10 protein-coding genes are annotated in these 14,945 nt (G+C 72.7%); 5 read left to right on the top strand and 5 right to left on the bottom strand.

Features of this window, described 5'->3' with window-relative positions; all coding sequences use genetic code 11:
• The first annotated feature begins 41 nt into the window (after window positions 1-41).
• The gene (locus tag CXQ92_RS14195) at window positions 42-1,295 is read left to right on the top strand and encodes an Ig-like domain-containing protein (RefSeq protein WP_104168419.1); all 1,254 of its coding nucleotides are present in this window, start codon (window positions 42-44) and stop codon (window positions 1,293-1,295) included.
• Here CXQ92_RS14195 and CXQ92_RS14190 read toward each other — a convergent pair.
• Complete coding sequence (locus tag CXQ92_RS14190; RefSeq protein WP_104168418.1) at window positions 1,292-2,092, bottom strand: RDD family protein; 801 nt, start codon at window positions 2,090-2,092, stop codon at window positions 1,292-1,294. The two genes, CXQ92_RS14195 and CXQ92_RS14190, sit on opposite strands and share 4 nt — an antisense overlap.
• Window positions 2,093-2,204: 112 nt before the next feature.
• On the opposite strand from CXQ92_RS14190, the gene CXQ92_RS14185 reads away from it, so the two are divergent.
• Together CXQ92_RS14185 and CXQ92_RS14175 are read left to right on the top strand one after the other, a co-directional pair.
• A complete protein-coding gene (locus CXQ92_RS14185) occupies window positions 2,205-3,194 on the top strand; it encodes a stage II sporulation protein M (RefSeq protein WP_104168417.1) in 990 nt (329 codons plus the stop codon).
• A 109-nt stretch (window positions 3,195-3,303) separates the two neighbouring features.
• Window positions 3,304-4,587 carry a TIGR01906 family membrane protein gene (locus CXQ92_RS14175; RefSeq protein WP_258069960.1) on the top strand — a complete coding sequence of 428 codons (1,284 nt, stop codon included), beginning with the start codon at window positions 3,304-3,306 and terminating at the stop codon, window positions 4,585-4,587.
• Window positions 4,588-4,627: 40 nt separating this feature from the next.
• Here CXQ92_RS14175 and CXQ92_RS14170 read toward each other — a convergent pair whose 3' ends face one another.
• Together CXQ92_RS14170 and CXQ92_RS14165 are read right to left on the bottom strand one after the other, a co-directional pair.
• Window positions 4,628-6,463: a long-chain fatty acid--CoA ligase gene (locus CXQ92_RS14170; RefSeq protein ID WP_104168414.1), complete on the bottom strand. Its 1,836-nt coding sequence runs from the start codon at window positions 6,461-6,463 to the stop codon at window positions 4,628-4,630.
• Between the two features lie 50 nt (window positions 6,464-6,513).
• Window positions 6,514-8,136 carry a dolichyl-phosphate-mannose--protein mannosyltransferase gene (locus CXQ92_RS14165; RefSeq protein ID WP_104168413.1) on the bottom strand — a complete coding sequence of 541 codons (1,623 nt, stop codon included), beginning with the start codon at window positions 8,134-8,136 and terminating at the stop codon, window positions 6,514-6,516.
• A 204-nt stretch (window positions 8,137-8,340) separates the two neighbouring features.
• Between CXQ92_RS14165 and rsmI the strand changes: the two genes are divergently transcribed.
• On the top strand, window positions 8,341-9,210 hold the full coding sequence (rsmI, locus tag CXQ92_RS14160; protein ID WP_258070010.1) for a 16S rRNA (cytidine(1402)-2'-O)-methyltransferase: 870 nt from the start codon (window positions 8,341-8,343) through the stop codon (window positions 9,208-9,210).
• Between the two features lie 147 nt (window positions 9,211-9,357).
• Window positions 9,358-10,839, top strand: coding sequence for an NAD-dependent succinate-semialdehyde dehydrogenase (locus CXQ92_RS14155; RefSeq protein ID WP_104168411.1), 1,482 nt, complete (start codon window positions 9,358-9,360; stop codon window positions 10,837-10,839).
• 82 nt (window positions 10,840-10,921) lie between these two features.
• Here CXQ92_RS14155 and CXQ92_RS14150 read toward each other — a convergent pair whose 3' ends face one another.
• A complete protein-coding gene (locus tag CXQ92_RS14150; protein ID WP_146067478.1) occupies window positions 10,922-13,378 on the bottom strand; it encodes a DUF3488 and transglutaminase-like domain-containing protein in 2,457 nt (818 codons plus the stop codon).
• Window positions 13,375-14,913 (bottom strand): DUF58 domain-containing protein, encoded by a 1,539-nt coding sequence (locus CXQ92_RS14145; RefSeq protein WP_104168409.1) that lies wholly within the window; start codon window positions 14,911-14,913, stop codon window positions 13,375-13,377. The genes CXQ92_RS14150 and CXQ92_RS14145 overlap by 4 nt, the downstream gene beginning before the upstream one ends.
• Window positions 14,914-14,945 lie beyond the last annotated feature (32 nt).

The following is a 14,945-nucleotide window of genomic DNA, read 5'->3' as shown; positions in this document are numbered from 1 at the left end:
TACAGTCCGCTCAGGAGCAGTGACGGTGAAGGGCTGGACGCATGCGCATGAAGCAGGGATCGGGCAGGGCCGCAGCGAGTCGGAAGATCTGGACGATCGCGGCCATCGGTGCCGCTGCGGTCGTCGCCGTCGGCGGTGGCGTGGGCATCACGACAGCGTCCTTCTGGGACGAGTTCGAGCCGTCGTCGACGTCGTCCCCGGGATCCTCCCCCGCGGCGTCGGCACCCGATGCCCGGTCCGACTACACCGTGGGCGTCACGCCCACGGACGGCGCGTTCTCGGTCAACCCCGCCACCCCGCCCGCGGTGACGGTCACCGGGGCGACGCTCGACGCCGTCGAACTCGTCCCCCGTGCGGGCGGCACGCCCGTCGCCGGGACCCTGTCCGACGACGGCACGCAGTGGACCGCGACGGACCGTCTCGCGTTCGACACCGAGTACGAGCTCTCCTACACGGCCCGCGACGCCGCCGGACAGCCCCGGCGAGGTACCTCGACCTTCAGGACCGTGGAGCCCGCGAACGAGGCCGACGCCGCGATGTACCCGCTGGACGGAGCCACGGTGGGCACGGGCCAGCCGCTCGAGTTCACCTTCAGTGAACCCGTGACCAACCGGGACGCCGTCGAGAAGGCCATCACCGTCACCAGTACGAGCGGTCAGCCCGGCGCGTTCTACTGGCTCTCGGACACCAAGGCCCGCTACCGCCCCGAGACGTTCTGGGCCCCGAACAGCACGATCACGGTCGAGTCCAGGCTGTTCGGCGTCGACTTCGGCAACGGCATGATCGGCAACGGCGACACGACCAGGACCGTGAAGACGCACAACACGCGCCTGGCCGTGGTCGACAACGCCACCAAGACCATGGAGGTGTATCTCGACGGGAAGCTCGATGCCACGTTCCCGATCACCCTCGGCACCGAGGACTGGCCCTCCACCGAGGGCTACATGGTGGTGATGGAGCAGTACGAGAGCACCCGGTTCACGGCGGAGTCGATCGGCCTGGAGCCGGGCGATCCCGCCTACTACCCGCCGACGGTCGTGAACCACGCGAGCCGCCTGAGCAACGGCGGAGCGTTCGTGCACGAGGCGCTCCCCGCCGCGCAGGTGGCCCTCGGCAGGTTCAACGTCTCCCACGGCTGCATCGGCATGTCGCCCGAGGGCGCCGAGTACTTCTACGACACGTTCGCGACCGGAGACGTGGTGCAGATCCTGAACACGGACTACGGCCCCATGTACGTGTGGGACGGCTTCGGCGACTGGAACGTGCCATGGGACGAGTGGGTCGACCAGCCCTAGCCGAACGGCAGGTTGTGGAGCCTCTTCGCCGTCGACTCCGTCCGCTCGCGGCGGCGCATCATCGCGGCATAGTCGCGGTCCCGGCGCGCGGCGATGACGGCGTGCAGGAACTCCTCCGGAGGGGTGTCCGCCGGGGGTGCGGGGAAGACGTGCCGGCCCGCTTCGGCGGCAAGATCCCGGGAGAGCGCGGTGCGGGCCGACGGCGTGAGGCGCGGGGCCTGCGCCAGGAACTGGGACATCCTCCGGCCGAGGGCGTCGGGCAGGCGCCCGATGTCCGCCGTGGCCGCCCAGTGCTCCAGGCGTGGAGGCATGACGAGGACGGCCCGGGACCGGGCGACGACCCGCTCCCGCATCGCGTAGGTCCCGGCCAGCAGGTCGCCGAGGCGCTTGGAGCGCTCGTTGAACAGGGAGACGAGGAACGCGAGCGAACCGACGAGCATGTAGATCTCGAGGATCGCCAGCATGCCGCGGATGAAGGCGTGCCGGAAGCGGATCGCACCGCCGTCGTCCCGCACGATCCGCAGCCCCATGACGAGGCGGCCCAGCGACTTCCCGCGGGTCACGGTCTCCACCGTGACCGGCAGGACGAGGAGGAGCAGCACGACGACGACCAGGACCAGGGCTCGCGTGAGCGCATCGTCGAGGACGCCGCCGAAGACGTTCCCGATCAGCAGCAGCAGGAGGATCGCGAGGATGACCTGGGCGATGATGTCGATCAGGACACTCAGCCCCCGGGCGGCGAATCCGGCGGCCTTCAGTTCGAGGACCACCGCCTCGCCGGTGACGACCGAACTCATGCATGTCCCCCTGACGACCGGTGACGGGTCCTGGTGGTCCCGTGCTCCCTGCAGCGTAGCGCCGTCGTGCCGTTGCCGCTCCACGACGACCCCGGAACTATAGGGTTGGGCCATGGACGTTGACGCATTCATCGCCGTGCACCGCAGCGACTGGCAACGCCTGGACGACCTCGTGGGCCGGCGGCGGCTCGACGGCGCGGAGTCGGACGAACTGCTGGTGCTCTACCAGCGCGTGTCCACGCACCTGTCCATCATCCGGTCCGTGGACCCCGAGAGCGCACTGTCCGGGGCGCTGTCCACCCGGCTCTCCCGCGCGCGGACCCGGTTCACCGGGGCGAAGTCCAACACCATGGAGGACATTGCGCAGTTCTTCGTCTTCTCCCTGCCCGCTGCGTTCTACCGCATCCGGTGGCTCACGGCGGTGGTCGGGGTGCTCTTCATCGCGGTGGCCTGGCTCTACGCCCTCTGGGTCGGCACGCCCGGAGTGATCCAGGCGCTCGGGCCGGACGAGGAACTCCGACGCTACGTGGAGGAGGACTTCGTCGACTACTACTCGGAGAATCCTGCCGCCTCCTTCGCCGGGCTGGTCTGGACGAACAACGCGTGGATCGCGCTGCAGGCCGTCGCGTTCGGCGTCACCGGCATCTGGCCGGTGTTCATCCTCTACCAGAACGCGCAGGGCGTGGGCATGGCCGCCGGCATGATGGCGTCCTACGACCGGCTCGACACCTTCTTCGTCTACATCCTGCCGCACGGTTTCATGGAGCTGACCGCCATCTTCATCGCCGCCGCCGCAGGGCTGCGCATCTTCTGGGCCTGGGTGGCTCCGGGACGCAGGCCACGCGCCGCGGCGCTCGCGGAGGAAGGCCGTGCGCTCATCACCGTCGCACTCGGGCTGGTGCTGGTGCTGCTCGTCTCGGGGCTCGTCGAGGGATTCGTCACACCGAGCGGACTGCCGCCGTGGCTGCGCCTCGGCATCGGGTTCCTGGTCTTCGCCGCGTACTGGGCGTACACCCTGATCCTCGGACGGCGCGCGGTCGCGGCGGGGCACCGCGGCGACCTCGGCGCCGTTGACCGGGGAGAGGCCGTCGTCACCGCCTGACCCCGAGCGACGGGCGTGCGGGGAGCCTCCCGTTCGGCGCCCGAATGCCCGGTAGTGTCGAAAGACGCCGGATGCAGGCACCGGCGGCACCCATCAAGGAGAGATCGCAGTGGCAGAGACCGACAGCACCCGTCCGAGCGCATCCGTCGCATCCCGTGCGGAACGGGTGGACGACGACGCCGCTTCGGTGGGGGCGGACTCCGGGGCCCCCGACGCCTCCCGGGTCGAGGACGACGCCGCTTCCGGCGCTGCCGCGGCCGGGACGGCCGCCTCCGGCGCTGGTGATCCCGATCGCGGGGAGGAGCCGATCCCTGCCACCACCCAGCGCGACCCTCTCCCGATGCGGGAGGCCGCCGGCCGGCCGGATCTCCCGGGCGTCGACGGGGACGAAGGGACCCCGGGCGGTCACGGGGCCACGGTCTCCACCGCCTCGACCGTTTCCCCTGCATCCACCGCCGCGACTGCCTCCCCGGACGGACAGGACCCTGCCGGAGTCCCGGCGGCCGCCGCGGTGGCAGGGCCGTCGTCGGGAGCCGGTTCGTCGGGGAGTGGGAGTCACGCGCCGGCCGCCGTCGAGCCGTCCACGGACACGGCGGCCCTCTCCGTGCGCCCCCCGGACAGCGAAGCGGCCCGGCGTGCCGCGGCCCGGGACCAGGCGGCCGCGGCGAAGCCCGCGCTCCCGCGATTCCTGCAGGTCGTCGTCGCCCTGTTCTTCCCGGTCATCGTGGTCGCGGCCGCCATCCGGGCCGTGGCGACGTCGTCGTTCCTGTGGCTGGAGTACCACCGGCCCGGGTTCCCCGCCGACCGGTTCGGTTTCTCGCTGGACGACCGCATGACCTACGGCTCGTACGCGCTCGACTACGTGCTGAACTTCGCGCCGCCGCGGTACCTCGGCGACCTGGTGACGCCCGAGGGCGAGCCGCTGTTCCTCGAGTCGGAGGTGGGCCACATGGCCGATGTGAAGGGCGTCCTCGGGCTGTCCTTCGTCATCGCCCTCGTGCTCCTCGTCCTCGCCGTCGCGGCCTGCACCTACCTCGCGCGGCACTACAAGGGCGGGGTCCGCCGGGCGCTGTTCTCAGGTGCCGTGCTGACGCTGGTCGGCATGGTGGTCCTGACCGTGCTGGCGATCCTCGCGTGGCAGACCTTCTTCACGCAGGTCCACGCCCTGTTCTTCGCCGACGGCACCTGGACCTTCCGTGTGGACGACACCCTCATCCGGCTGTTCCCCGAGCAGTTCTGGACGGACTCCGCCGTGACGGTCGCGGTTCTCGTGCTCACGGCGACGATCCTCACGCTGGTCCTCACCTGGCCCACGAAGGCCCGCCGCGACCGCTCCATGATGGCCCAGGACGCAGCGCGGGCACGGTCCCGGGAGGCGCTGGACGCCCCCTAGCGGATCCCCGGACGCCTGGCGGCTCCCCGGGACGCCGCGGTCACCGCCTGGCGTAGAGCTCGTCCACCGCCAGGGCGTGGTCGGCGACGACGGCGGCCCGTCTCAGCTTGAGGGTGGGCGTCAGGTGCCCCGACTCGACGCTGAGGTCGACGTCGAGCACGGTGAACTTCCGGATCTGCTCCGCCTGCGAGACGGTGGCGTTCGCGCCGTCGACGGCGGACTGCAGGTCGGCGAGGACGTCGGTGTCCAGGGCGGCCTGCTCCGCGGTCAGCCCGGGCCGGCCGTGCGCCGCCGCCCAGGGGTCGAGGGCCTCGCGGTCCAGGCTGATGAGCGCCGCGATGAACGGCCGGCCCTCGCCGACGACGACGGCCTGGCCGACGAGCGCGTGCTCACGGAGCTTCTCCTCGAGGGGGCCCGGTGCCACGTTCTTGCCGCCCGCGGTCACCAGCAGGTCCTTCTTCCGGCCGGTGATGGTCAGGAAGCCGTCGTCGTCGAGCGCGCCGAGGTCGCCGGTCCTGAAGTAGCCGTCACCGGTGAAGGCCTCCGCCGTCGCGGCACCGTTCCGGTGGTACCCGGCGAAGACGCCCGCGCCCTTCACCTGCACCTCGCCGTCGTCGTCCAGCCGGACACTGGTGCCGGGCATCGGGATGCCGACGGATCCGACGCGCGTCAGGGACACCGTGTTCACCGTGCACGGCGCGGTGCTCTCGGTGAGGCCGTACCCCTCCTGCACCATGACCCCGGCGCCGCGGAAGAAGTGGGTCAGGTGCTCGCTGAGCGGGCCGGCCCCGGACACCGTGTAGGTGACCTCGCCGCCGAAGACGTCCCGCAGCCGCGGGTACACGAGCCTGTCGAAGACCGCGTGCGATGCCCGCAGGACGGGCGAGGGGCCGCGGCCACCCCGGCCGCCGGCGTCCACCGCACGCGAGTAGGCGACGGCGGTGCGCTCGGCGGCCGCGAAGAGCCGCCCCTTGCCGGACTCCGCCGCGCGCCGGCCTGCCGTGGCGTGGATCTTCTCGAAGATGCGCGGGACGGCGAGCAGGAACGTCGGCTTGAAGGTCCTCAGGTCCTCGAGCAGCTGCTGCGCCGAGCCGGAGTGTGCCAGCGTGATGCCGCCCGTGAAGCACACCACCTGGACGGCACGCGCCAGCACATGGGCCAGGGGCAGGAACATGAGGGTCCGGGCGTTCTCCTGCCTCAGGAACTCCGGCAGGAACTCGAGGGTGTTGACGGCGAACAGCGCGAGGTTGCCGTGCGTGATGACGCAGCCCTTCGGCCGTCCCGTCGTGCCGGAGGTGTAGACGATGGACGCCGCATCCCCGAGGCCGCGGGAGGACCGCGCCGCCTCGAGTGCGTCGTCGGACACCGCGGCGCCGTCCTCGCCGAGCGTCGCGAGGCTCTCCACGCCGTCGGGCGCCTCGCGGGCCAGCCGGACCAGGGCGGTCGCGTCCGCCAGGCCGGTCCGTGCGAGGGCGTCCAGGACCACGCCGGCCCGCGTCCCGTCCTCGACGAACACGACGACGGGCCGTGCGTCCTCGAGGATCCATGCGACCTGGTGGGCGGAGGAGGTCTCGTAGATGGGGACGGTGACGGCTCCGGCGAACCAGATCGCGACGTCGGCGAGCGTCCACTCGTAGCGCGTCCCCGACATCACGGCCACGGCGTCGCCGGGCCGCACACCGCGCGCCACCAGGCCCTTGGCGACGCGCGTCACCTGCTGCAGGAACTCGGCCGCCGAGACGTCCTGCCACCGCGTCCCTGACCGCACCGCGTACAGCGCCCGCCCCGGATCGGCGTCGTGGGTCCGCAGCAGGAGGTCGGTGGTGTTGCCGGTCGCCGGCAGGCCGACCAGGAGTTCCGTGATGGCTTCGCGCACAGGTGCTCGCTTTCGTTCCGGTAGGGCCCGGAGGACCCGGGGGCCGCGGCCTAGATCCAGCTCGGCAGCCACATGCGGTCGCGCCACTGGTCGTAGGGGATGACCTCGGCGGTCCAGATGGGCAGGAAGTAGGCCGACAGCGCGACGGCGGCGGCCAGGAAGAGCCCCACCAGCACGATACCCGTCCGCCGCCGGGCGCCGTCCGCCGCGGGCCCGCCGAGCACGAGGCCGAGGCAGTACACCAGGGACAGGACGAGGAACGGCTCGAAGGCCACGGCGTAGAAGTAGAAGGTGGTCCGATCGGGGTACAGGAACCAGGGGAGGTAGCCCGCCGCGACACCGGTGAGGATGGCCGCGGCGCGCCAGTCGCGGCGGCCCAGCCAGAAGAACAGGAGCACGATCAGGGACAGCGCGGCGCTCCACCAGATGAGCGGGTTGCCGAGCACGGTCACGGCCTGCGAGCACGCCTCCGCCCCGCACCCGGCCGGCTTCTCGTAGAAGTACGACGTCGGGCGGCCCACCACGAGCCACGACCAGGCGCTCGCCTCGTACGGGTGGTCGGAGCCGAGGCCCTGGTGGAAGGCGTAGGCGCTGCGGTGGTACTCGGCGAGGGAGCGGAGCCCGTCGGGCAGCCAGCCCCACTGTTCCGACGGGTTCTGCTGGGCCCAGGTGCGGTCGTAGGCGTCCGAGGACCGGAACCACCCCGTCCATGCTGCCAGGTAGGTGAGCGCGGCCACGGGGACGAGGCAGGCGAAGGCCGGCGGGCCGTCCTTCAGCGCAGCCCCCAGCACCCAGTGGTGCACCCCGGCGATGCGCCGCGCACTCATGTCCCAGGCGACGGTCATCAGGCCGAACGCGGCGATGAACGGGAGGGCCGACCACTTGGTGCCGAGGGCGAGTCCGAGGCACACGCCGGCTGCGAGGCGCCACGGACGGAACCCCAGGAAGGGGCCGTAGGTCAGCTGCGCGCGGGAGGGCCCGCCCCCGTACGGCGGCGCCGCGAGCCGGTCCGCGAGCCGCCGCCGTCCGTCGTCGCGGTCCGCCAGGAGCGCCGCGAACGCGGCGAGGAGCCAGAAGCTCAGGAAGATGTCCAGCAGCGAGGTGCGCGACTGCACGAGGTGGTGCCCGTCGACCGCGAGGAGCAGCCCGGCCGCGGCCCCCAGCAGCGCCGAGCCGAACATCCGGTGGGCGACGACGGCGAGCAGGAGCACCGAGAGGGTCCCGACGGCGGCGGCGGAGAAGCGCCAGCCGAACGCATTGTCCGAGCCGAACAGCAGCATGCCGACGGCGATCATCCACTTGCCGACCGGCGGGTGGACCACGTAGTCGGGGGTGCCGAGCAGCACGCCGGGATCGCCGGCGTCGAAGGACTCGTTCGCGTTCTCCGGCCATTCACGCTCGTACCCCGACTGCAGCAGCGAGTAGGCGTCCTTGACGTAGTACGTCTCGTCGAACACGAGGGACCCGGGTTCGCCGAGGCGCACGAAGCGCAGGATCCCGGCGAGCAGGGCCACGGCCAGCGGGACGGCCCAGCGCAGGGCCCCGCCCGGGGACGCAGCGCCGAGGAGGCGGGCCAGCAGCGCGTCGCGTGTGAAGGCGAGGGAGGGAGCGAGGACCCAGGATCCGGCCTGCTGGGGGCTGTCCCGTCGGGGTCGGACGGCGGTGGGGCTCACCCTGCCATGCTACCGGCGGTGGAGGCGCGGGCTCCGCACCCGGCCGGTTGCCTGGCCGGTGCGGAGCGCTAGGCTGGTCCGGTGAACCAGCCATTCGACGACGACGCCCCCGACTCCGTCCGGGAGGACCCCTCGGCGCATGAGGGGGAGGCGCCCGACGAGGCGCAGGAGACGGACCGGCCCGACGACGCCGTCCGGAGCCCCATCACGGCCTACCGCGGCACCGCGGGCGACGACAGCGGCCGGGGGCGGATCGTCCTCGCGGCGACGCCCATCGGCAACATGGGGGACGCGACCGAGCGCCTGATCGGCCTCCTCCACACCGCCGACGTCGTCGCAGCCGAGGACACGCGCCGGCTCCACCGCCTGGTGCAGGCACTCGGCGTCACGGTGACGGGCCGGGTGATCAGCTACCACGAGCACAACGAGGCCGAGCGGACGCCCGAGCTGCTCGACCTCGTCCGGGACGGCGCGACCCTGCTGATGGTGACCGACGCCGGCATGCCCTCGGTCTCGGACCCCGGCTACCGCCTGGTCGAGGCCGCGGTCGCCGAGGGCCTCGACCTGACGGCGGTGCCCGGTGCGTCCGCGGTGCTCGCGGCGCTCGCCCTGTCCGGGCTGCCCACCGACCGGTTCTGTTTCGAGGGGTTCCTGCCCCGCAAGCCGGGCGTGCGGGCGGGGCGCCTCGCCGACCTCGCCGCGGAGCGCCGCACGATGGTGTTCTTCGAGGCCCCGCACCGCCTCGAGGCGATGCTCCGCTCGCTGCAGCAGGCGTTCGGCTCGGACCGGCAGGCCGCCGTGGCCCGCGAACTGACCAAGGTGCACGAACAGGTCATCCGCGGATCACTCCTCGAGCTCCTCCAATGGGCGCAGGAGAACGAGGTGCGCGGGGAGATCGCCGTGGTCCTCGCCGGCGCCCCGGAGGCGCCGCCCTCACGGCCCGAGGACCACGTGGCGGACGTCAACGCGCTCATCGACGGCGGGATGCGCCTCAAGGATGCCGTGGCGGCGGTCGCGGAAGAGGCCCGCGTCAGCAAGCGGGAACTGTATGCCGCGGTGATCGCCGCGCGCTGATCGAACGCGTGCCGGTGCTGTGCACTCGTCCAAAGGGAAGCCGGTTCCGTGGTGCAGCCCCTACTGGACACCCGTTCATCGCCCGGTCTAGCGTGAGCGGGAATGCCCCGACGGGGCGCGCCCCGAATCTTCCCGAAGGAGCTCACAATGGCTGTCACCGCCGACCAGGAGAAGGCAGTACTCGACAAGGTGCCCACCGGGCTCCTCATCGACGGGGAGTGGCGGGCGTCGTCGTCCGGAGCCACGTTCGACGTCGAGGACCCGGCGACCGGCCGCACCCTGCTCACGCTGGCTGACGCCACCCCCGGGGATGGCATGGCCGCGCTCGACGCCGCCGTCGCCGCGCAGGCCGGCTGGGCGCGCACCGCTCCGCGCGAGCGGGGCGAGATCCTGCGGCGTGCCTTCGACCTCGTCACCGCGCGCGCCGACGAGTTCGCCCTGCTGATGACCCTCGAGATGGGCAAGCCGCTGGCCGAGGCGCGCGGCGAGGTCACCTACGGCGCGGAGTTCCTGCGGTGGTTCTCCGAGGAGGCCGTACGCACCTCGGGCCGGTACTCGGTCTCCCCGGACGGGAAGTCGCGCCTGCTCGTGAGCAAGAAGCCCGTGGGACCGTGCCTGCTCATCACGCCGTGGAACTTCCCGCTGGCCATGGCGACCCGGAAGATCGCGCCGGCCATCGCCGCCGGCTGCACGATGGTGCTCAAGCCCGCCAACCTGACCCCACTCACCTCTTCGCTGTTCGCCACCGTCCTGCAGGAGGCAGGACTTCCCGCCGGTGTGCTGAACATCGTCAACACCACCACGGCCGGGGACGTCACCGGGCCCCTCATCGAGGATGCGCGCCTGCGCAAGCTCTCCTTCACGGGCTCCACCCCGGTGGGCCGCAACCTCCTCGCGGCCGCGTCGAAGAACGTGCTGCGGACCTCCATGGAGCTCGGCGGCAATGCGCCGTTCGTGGTGTTCGAGGACGCCGACCTCGACGCCGCAGTGACCGGCGCGATGCTCGCGAAGCTCCGGAACATGGGTGAGGCCTGCACCGCTGCCAACCGCTTCATCGTCCACGAATCGGTGGCCGACCGCTTCGCCGCGGCTCTGGCCGAGCGCATGGAGGGCATGACCCCGGCGCGCGGCACGGAGGACGCCTCGAAGCTCGGCCCGCTGATCGACCGGAAGAGCCGGGACAAGGTCCACGAGCTCGTCACCGCGGCCGTCGGCGACGGCGCGGTCGCCGTCACCGGAGGCGCCCCCGTGACGGGCGACGGCTACTTCTACCAGGCCACCGTACTGAAGGACGTGCCCCGGTCCTCGCGCATCATGCAGGAGGAGATCTTCGGCCCCGTGGCGCCGATCATCACGTTCGGCACCGAGGACGAAGCGGTGGAACTGGCCAACGACACCGAGTACGGCCTCGTCGCCTACGTCTTCACACGCGACCTGAACCGCGGCCTGCGGATGGGCGAGCGGCTGGACACCGGCATGCTGGGGCTCAACGCCGGGGTCGTGTCCAACGCCGCGGCACCCTTCGGCGGCGTCAAGCAGTCGGGCCTCGGCCGCGAGGGCGGCGCGGAGGGCATCGAGGAGTACCTGTACACGCAGTACGTGGGGATCGCGGACCCCTACGCCTCCTAGACCTCCCGGGACCACGCACGAAGGCCGGCACCTGAGGTGCCGGCCTTCGTGCGTTCCGATGCCGCGTCCCCAACCCGCGGCGTCAGCGGCGTTCGCTGCTCCGGAACCGGTTGAGCAGCGACTGCGGCAACAGCCGCGCCCTGACCCGGGTGGACCACGTGCTGTTCGCCCGGAGTGCCCGCGTGACGGTGTCGACGTCGTCCCAGCGGGGCCCGGCGGCCGGCCGCGTGCGGGTCGACGCCGGGACGGACCAGCGCCCGGGCGCCGGGACGTACCCGGGGGAGCCGGGGTTCCCGGTGCCGTGGTCCGCGTACTCCTCGAACTCGTAGGCCGTGCGCAGGCGTGAGAGGGACGTGGCGGGATCGCCCTCGAACCCGGCGTCGCGGGTGAGCCGCCCGGCGAAGGTCCGGGGTGTGTCGGTGGGTTCCAGCCGGTAGCCGTAGTCGCCGGCGATCTCCGTCGTCTCGGCCCAGGCCGCGGTCGCCGCCCTGCCGCCGGCAGTACCGTCCGTGGCACCTGCCGCGTCGCGGACGACGACGGTGCGGCGCCGGGCGCGGGTCCTCGCCGTCCGCAGGAGGAACGGCAGGAGCGCGAGCAGCACCAGGCCGAGCCCGGCCGCCACGTTCGCCACGGGTCGGGCGTCGTCCTGCGCCGCCCCGCCGCGGGCCTCCACGCCGTCCTGCGCGGCGTCCGTCGGGGCCGCCGAGGGGTCCAGCGGATCCGGGTTGCCCCCGGGGTTCAGCGCATCGGAATCGTCCGCGCGCGGCCCGACCGGCGAGAACGCCTGCTGCGCATAGGTGGGCACCACGCCACGGGACGGCGTGGGCTCGAACTGGACCCACCCCACGCCCTCGAAGTACAGCTCGGGCCACGCGTGCGCGTTGCGGGAATCGACGACGAACTCGCGGAGCTCCGTGCCCAGCGGGCCCTCCTCGGTGTCGCCCGTGGGACTGCCGGGGGTGTAGCCGATCGCCACGCGGCTGGGGATGCCCGCCGCACGCGCCATGACCGCCATGGTGCCCGCGTAGTGCACGCAGTACCCGGACTTCTCCTCGAGGAAGCGGGCCATGACGTCCATGCCGTTGCCGTCGTACCCGCCGTCCACGGGGGCCTCCACCGAGTAGGAGAAGTCGGGGCTCCGCAGGTAGCTCTGGATGGCGAGGGCCTTGTCGTAGGGATTCACGAACTCGTCCGTGACCTCCGCGGTCCGGGTGCGGACGATCTCCGGGGTGTCGTCCGGCAGGTCCATGAAGACCTCCGCGACGGCGTCCGGGTCCGCGGGGCCGATCACGCCGAGCCCCTCGCGCGTCAGGTCCGCGGCGCGGCTCTGCACCAGGTAGTCCTGGCGTGCCGTCGATCCGCCGTCGGTGGCGAGGATGGAGAGGTTCGCCGGATCCCAGGCCCACGCCCCGGCCAGGTTCGCCACGCCCGTCGGCGCGTAGGGGGCCACGAGCCAGGGGCTCGCGTAGCTCTGCGTGCTGACGCGCGTGAACACGGTGTCGCTCGCGGGTGGGTTCTCGGGCGTGCCCGCCTCCGCCCCGATCTCGGCCACGCCCGTCTCGCGGTCGTTGATCCGCTGGTCGGGCTCCCAGCGCCTGCCGCTGAAGTCCTCGAGGGTGACCGCGCGGAGGTACAGGGGGGCGTCCGAGTTGGTGGAGTAGGTGATCCGGCCGAAGCCGGTGGGGTTGCGGAGGTCGTTGCCGAGGGTCACCGCGGGGTTCAGCCCGGTGGCGGTGCCCCACACGTTGAGCCGGGAGCCCTGCGGGAAGGCCCCGGAGTTGAACCCCGGGATGGTGAGCGGCAGGGCCATCGTCACGGCGAGGGCTGCCGCGCCGATGATCGCGCTCCGGCCCGCGAAGCCGGCGGAGGTGCGCGCACCGCCGGAGGCGAGGCGGTCCTCCCGCCGCTGCGCGAGCGCCAGGAGCAGCAGGAACGCCAGGACGGTGGCCACGAAGGCGGGCATCCCCACGCCGTCGGGCTTCACGACGGCGGGGGTGATCAGGATCGCGAAGAGCCCGAGTCCGCTGGCCGCCGGCATGCAGATGGTCGTGGAGACGAGGTCGATGACGATGGCGATGAGACCCAGGGCGGCGCACAGGACCAGCACGAGGCCCGCTCCGGGCAGCACGGGCGCCACCTGCGAGACGACGGTCTCCTCCGCCTGGGCGAGGAGGCGCTGCAGTTCGAGCGGGGTTCCCGGCCCCGGGATGACGCCGAGGATGCTCTGCCGCGGGAAGAACCGCGCCGTGAGCGCCCCGACGAGCGCGAGGAGGCCGACCAGCGCGGTGAGTGCGCCGTTCAGGCGCAGGGTCCGGGTGAGCGCCATGGCGAGGAGCACGGGGACGAGCGTCTGGAGCACGGGAAGGAGCCACGTCCACGGCTCGACGACGCCGTTGAGGCTCGTGGAGGCGGCGAGCACGGCGAGCAGCACGCTCCCCGTGACGACCCAGTGCCAGGGATCGCTCGGAGGCGCCGCCAGCGCCGGTCGCGCCACCGGGGGAGCCGGCGACGAGGCCGCACGGGGGAGGGTGGAGGTCATCCCCGCCCCCCGGGCACGGGGGCGCGTGAGGAACGCCCGGACGACGTCGCCGCGGCGGCCGGGGAGGCGTGCGCGGACGTCCGGCCGACGGCGTGTTCGAGGCCGGCCCAGACGACCGGCAGCTTCGCCGAGGGCGAGGCCGCCGTGGCATGCCAGCCGGCATCCCGCAGGATGGCGAGCTGGGGCTGCGACTCGGCGGGACGGTCGGTGGCGAGGATGGCGTAGGCCGGCGACCCGTAGTCGGACGCCGAGGCCAGGGCCCGTGCGTCCTCCGTGGTGATCAGGCCGAGGACGGCGATCAGCGGCCCGCGGTGCCGGTTCGCGGCGAGCCGGTCCAGGAGGTCGTCGCCGAAGGCGGCGTGCGGGGTCCTGGCGTGCGGGGTCTTCGGGGGAACCTCGGAGGCGCCCCGGCGTACACGGCGCACCGCGCTGCGCGCCGCCTCACCGGCCCGCACGGCGGTGCTGCCCGAGTGTTCGACGTGGCCCTGCGTGCGGTGCCCGGCCTCGGGCGCGAGTTCGAGCGCCGCGAGCCCCTCGGCGATGCCCTCGACGGCGCCCTGCCCGTGGTGCTCCTCCTCGGCCGGGAACGCCGCCGAGGGCGAGTGCAGGAGGGCGGGCGCCCCCTGCTGGTCCAGGAACCGCAGCGCGTAGCTGCGTTCGAGCAGGTGCGCGCTGATCGACATGGCGGCCGTGACGGCCCACTCGAAGGTCGGCGACGTGAACAGCGCGCTGTCGGCGGCGGCGTCTCCGCCGAAGACCGCGCTGAGACCGGTGCTGAAGCTGTGGTGCCGCTGGTCCAGCAGCAGGGTGGCCTGCGGCGTGGTGACCGATTCCTCCTGCCGCACCATGAGCTCGCTGTGACGTGCCGTCGCGGCCCAGTGCACGCGCCGCAGCGAATCGCCGTACCGGTACTCGCGGGTCATGACGTCGTCGTCGCTCGGGTTGGCCTGGCGCCGGGTCGCGGCCATGCCGTCGTTGCCGCGGGACCCGGCGAGCGCGGAGACGAGCAGCTCGACCGGCGCGGGGGTGACGACCAGCGGGTCCGCCGTGCCGAGGACGTGGCGCGATCTCCCGAGGCCGAACGGATCCGTGAACTCGGCGGTGACGGGCCCGATCTCGTAGACGCCTCGCGAGGTGGAGCGGATCCGGTACTCGTAGAGGGAGACGCCGTCGCGGGTGGGTCTGCGCGAGGGGTAGCTGAACCGGGGTGCCTGGCCGAATCGCGCGGGGAGCTGCTCCTCCATGGCGATGCTCGCCCCGCCCGCGACGCTCGCCGTCAGGGAGAGCGTGACGGTCGTCGTGGAGCCGATCTCCATGGTCTGCGGCTGGAACCGGCGGCCCACCGTGAACCGCGGTTTGACGAGCCGGAGGACGACGACGGAGGCCAGCGGCAGGGCGAGCAGCAGGATCCCCACGTACAGGAGGTCCCGGCGTCCGAGGACCTGCGCGAAGAGCAGGGCGACCACTGCGGTCAGGACGAATCCCCAGCCGCGCACGGTGAGGAGGCCCGAGGGGAGCTTCTCGATGAGGTTCATCAGGGGCCGCCGGACGCTAGGAGGTGGGGGTG

Source organism: Arthrobacter sp. SX1312 (assembly GCF_002929295.1).
Taxonomy (GTDB): domain Bacteria; phylum Actinomycetota; class Actinomycetes; order Actinomycetales; family Micrococcaceae; genus Arthrobacter_D.
The sequence above is the reverse complement of the archived record's forward strand: the minus strand, read 5'-3'. Positions and strand labels throughout refer to the sequence as shown.

Excerpts from the sequence above, each read along its gene's own strand:
- CXQ92_RS14195 (WP_104168419.1), top strand. The coding sequence starts at position 42 with ATGCGCATGAAGCAGGGATCGGGCAGGGCCGCAGCGAGTCGGAAGATC.
- CXQ92_RS14190 (WP_104168418.1), bottom strand. The coding sequence starts at position 2,092 with ATGAGTTCGGTCGTCACCGGCGAGGCGGTGGTCCTCGAACTGAAGGCC.
- CXQ92_RS14185 (WP_104168417.1), top strand. The coding sequence starts at position 2,205 with ATGGACGTTGACGCATTCATCGCCGTGCACCGCAGCGACTGGCAACGC.
- CXQ92_RS14155 (WP_104168411.1), top strand. The coding sequence starts at position 9,358 with ATGGCTGTCACCGCCGACCAGGAGAAGGCAGTACTCGACAAGGTGCCC.
- CXQ92_RS14150 (WP_146067478.1), bottom strand. The coding sequence starts at position 13,378 with ATGACCTCCACCCTCCCCCGTGCGGCCTCGTCGCCGGCTCCCCCGGTG.
- CXQ92_RS14145 (WP_104168409.1), bottom strand. The coding sequence starts at position 14,913 with ATGAACCTCATCGAGAAGCTCCCCTCGGGCCTCCTCACCGTGCGCGGC.